The following is a 3896-nucleotide window of genomic DNA, read 5'->3' as shown; positions in this document are numbered from 1 at the left end:
CCGTCAAGCCATGAAAGCCGGGGGGACCTGAAGTCGGCAACCGCAAGGAACCGCCTAGGGTAAAATCGGTAATTGGGGCTAAGTCGTAACAAGGTAGCCGTATCGGAAGGTGCGGCTGGAATACCTCCTTTTTAGAGCTCATTARTCTGTGAGCTGTTGTTTCCTTCTTTTAAATTTATTTAAAAGACAAGTTTTTCAGTTAATACTGATAAGTTGTTTTCAATAGTTCTTTTACTTTATTAAGCCAAGTTGGTTATGGACTGGATCGGTTAGTGAGATAGTATCCGCCAACCTTGACTAGATAGACAGATCCGTAGCTCAGCCTGGTTAGAGCACTACACTGATAATGTAAGTTCTTTGACATATTGGGAAATGCAAGTTGTATTCAGAATAGTAGTATTTGAATACGTAAATTTTTTAAAGCGAATAAGAGCGCATGGTGGATGCCTAGGATCTAAGAGGCGACGAAGGACGTGGTAAGCTGCGATAAGCTACGGGGAGATGCAAACGATCGTTACATCCGTAGATTTCCGAATGGGACAACCCAGTACACTGAAGGTGTATTACCCGCAAGGGGGCCAACGCAGGGAACTGAAACATCTAAGTACCTGCAGGAAAAGAAAATAAATAATGATTCCCTAAGTAGTGGCGAGCGAACGGGGAAGAGCCCAAACCGGATCGAAGCAATTCTATCCGGGGTTGTAGGACTACTTTTAGAAAGTCAGATCAAGTTGAATCATCTGGAAAGATGAGCCGYAGCAGGTGATAGCCCTGTAGACAGAAATTCTGATGGACGTGTAGTATCCTGAGTAGTGCGGGACCGGAGGAATCCTGTATGAAACTGCCAGCACCATCTGGTAAGGCTAAATACTCCTTAGATACCGATAGTGAACCAGTACCGTAAGGGAAAGGTGAAAAGTACTCCGAACAGGAGAGTGAAATAGTTCCTGAAACCGTGCGCTTACAAGCGGTCGGAGCTCGCAAGAGTGACGGCGTGCCTTTTGCATAATGAGCCTACGAGTTACTCCTCACTGGCAAGGTTAAGGTCTTCAGTACCGGAGCCGTAGCGAAAGCAAGTTCTAACAGAGCGAATYAGTCAGTGGGGGTAGACGCGAAACTTTGTGATCTATCCATGGGCAGGATGAAGGTTAGGTAAAACTAACTGGAGGTCCGAACTCATTAGCGTTGAAAAGCTATGGGATGACCTGTGGATAGGGGTGAAAGGCCAATCAAACTGAGAGATAGCTCGTTCTCCCCGAAATGTTTTTAGGAACAGCCTTGGATATAGACGTGTTATAGAGGTAGAGCTACTAATTGGGCTAGGGGGCTTCACCGCCTACCAAACCCTAATAAACTCCGAATGCTATAACATAATCTCCAGGAGTGAGGCTGTGGGCGCTAAGGTCCATGGCCGAGAGGGAAATAACCCAGACTAACAGCTAAGGTCCCTAATGATACGTTAAGTTGATCAAACGCGGTTCAAATCCTAAAACAGCCAGGATGTTGGCTTGGAAGCAGCCATTCATTTAAAGAGTGCGTAACAGCTCACTGGTCGAGGGTTTGGGCACGGAAAATAATCGGGCATCAAACGTATAACCGAAGCTTTAGGCCTAGTACTTATGGTACTAGACGGTAGGGGAGCATTCTAAACTGCATCGAAGGTGTGTTGCGAAACATGCTGGAGCGTTTAGAAAAGAAAATGTAGGCATAAGTAACGATAAATAAGATGAAAAATCTTATCGCCGTAAGACTAAGGGTTCCTGATCAACGCTAATCGGATCAGGGTTAGTCGGGTCCTTAGGCAAAGCCGAAAGGTGTAGCTGATGGCAAACTGGTGAATATTCCAGTACCTGCTGTAAATTCGATGGAGTAACGGAGTAGTGAAAGGATCGCGCACTTACGGAATAGTGCGTTAAAGGGTGTAGGTATAGGTTTGGTAGGAAAATCCGCCAGACTTGCTGAAGCCTGATAGTACAGCAAAGCTTCGGCCGCGCTGATAGTGTCCCTAATCAGACTTCCAAGAAAAACTTCTAAGGTTCGTTTATAGCAGCCCGTACCGTAAACCGACACAGGTAGTCGAGATGAGTATTCTCAGGCGCTCGAGTGATCCGTGGTAAAGGAACTAGGCAAATTGACGCTGTAACTTCGGGATAAGGCGTGCCGCAGTAATGCGGCCTCAGTAAAATGGTACAACCAACTGTTTAACAAAAACACAGGGCCCTGCAAAATCGAAAGATGACGTATAGAGCCTGATACCTGCCCGGTGCTGGAAGGTTAAGGAAGGATGTTCGGAGTAATCCAAAGCTTCTGACTGAAGCCCCAGTAAACGGCGGCCGTAACTATAACGGTCCTAAGGTAGCGAAATTCCTTGTCGGGTAAGTTCCGACCTGCACGAATGGTCTAATGAGTTGTACACTGTCTCTACCACGAGCTCGGTGAAATTGTAGTATCGGTGAAGATGCCGGTTAATCGCAACGGGACGGAAAGACCCCGTGAACCTTCACTACAACTTAACATTGATTTTGAATGCCAGATGTGTAGGATAGTTGGGAGACTATGAAGCAGCTTCGCCAGGAGTTGTGGAGTCATCGTTGAAATACCAACCTTCTGTTATTTAGAGTCTAATCCCTTAACGGGGAGACATTGTTTGGTGGGTAGTTTGACTGGGGTGGTCGCCTCCTAAAAGGTAACGGAGGCTCGCAAAGGTACCCTCAGTACGGTTGGTAATCGTACGYAGAGCGCATTAGTATAAGGGTGCTTGACTGTGAGGCAAACAAGCCGAGCAGGTGCGAAAGCAGGCTAAAGTGATCCGGTGGTTCTGTATGGAAGGGCCATCGCTCAAAGGATAAAAGGTACTCCGGGGATAACAGGCTGATCTCACCCAAGAGCTCATATCGACGGTGAGGTTTGGCACCTCGATGTCGGTTCGTCACATCCTGGGGCTGGAGAAGGTCCCAAGGGTTCGGCTGTTCGCCGATTAAAGTGGCACGTGAACTGGGTTCAGAACGTCGCAAGACAGTTCGGTCCCTATCTGTTGTGATCGTTAGTAAATTGAGAGGACATGACCTTAGTACGAGAGGACCGGGTCGTACATACCGCTGGTGTATCTATCGCAGCCGAGTAATACTAATTGCCCGTAAGCTTTAATTTTTTAAATATTACGCTAAAGAATTTTGAATACAACTTTCCCGATATGTTATCTTATTAGTTTGCTGTAATAGCAAAGAAGATCTTATGGTGGTTTTGCCGAGGGTGTTCACCTCTTCCCATTCCGAACAGAGAAGTTAAGCCCCTCATGGCCGATGGTACTGCACAACAATGCGGGAGAGTAGGTAGCTGCCATACTTATTAAGAGAAAAGTCCTGGTGACATGCCAGGACTTTTTCTTTTTCTTTCTCTATCATTAAAGAAAGGGGATCAGTTCAGATCTGTCGGAAATACACTCAACGAAAGTTGAAAACAATTTGAAATAGGATTAAATACTTTTGTTTGCGAATGATAAAGATGATATCTTTGCCATCCGCTTTAAAATTCTAGTGTTCTTTGCAAAATAAGGGTTTGATTATCAGAGTATTAAAAGCACTTTCCCAATAGACAAGTCATTGATACTAAGATAATTAAAGATGCAAAAAACTTTAGAAAATTTTTGGTAGTTAAATAAAAGATCACTACCTTTGCAACCCCAACGCAAACAATACAAAAAAGTTCTTCTAAAAATAATAAAAGATGTACGGCTAGAGAGCCACCGAGATCGGATCTCACACATCAACAACGACTAAACGCTCATGGTTAATAACTATCAGCAAGTCACAAGTTCTTTGAAAGATTGGAAACAACAGCACGAATCTAAGTAGTGATGCTTAGGTTCAAACAGGTAATGTACAGCTAAACATAAT

3 rRNA genes are annotated in these 3896 nt (G+C 44.8%); all 3 read left to right on the top strand.

The features are described from left to right. A 16S ribosomal RNA gene (locus tag AC1DCV_RS35655) occupies positions 1 to 131 on the top strand; the annotation flags it as partial. 285 nt (positions 132 to 416) lie between these two features. Further along, positions 417 to 3221 (top strand): 23S ribosomal RNA (locus tag AC1DCV_RS35650). A gap of 12 nt (positions 3222 to 3233) precedes the next feature. Beyond that, a 5S ribosomal RNA gene (rrf, locus tag AC1DCV_RS35645) occupies positions 3234 to 3345 on the top strand. The last annotated feature ends 551 nt before the right edge of the window (positions 3346 to 3896 follow it).

This window comes from Chitinophaga sp. 10T418 (assembly GCF_056394125.1).
This window is presented reverse-complemented; position numbering and strand designations above follow the sequence as displayed.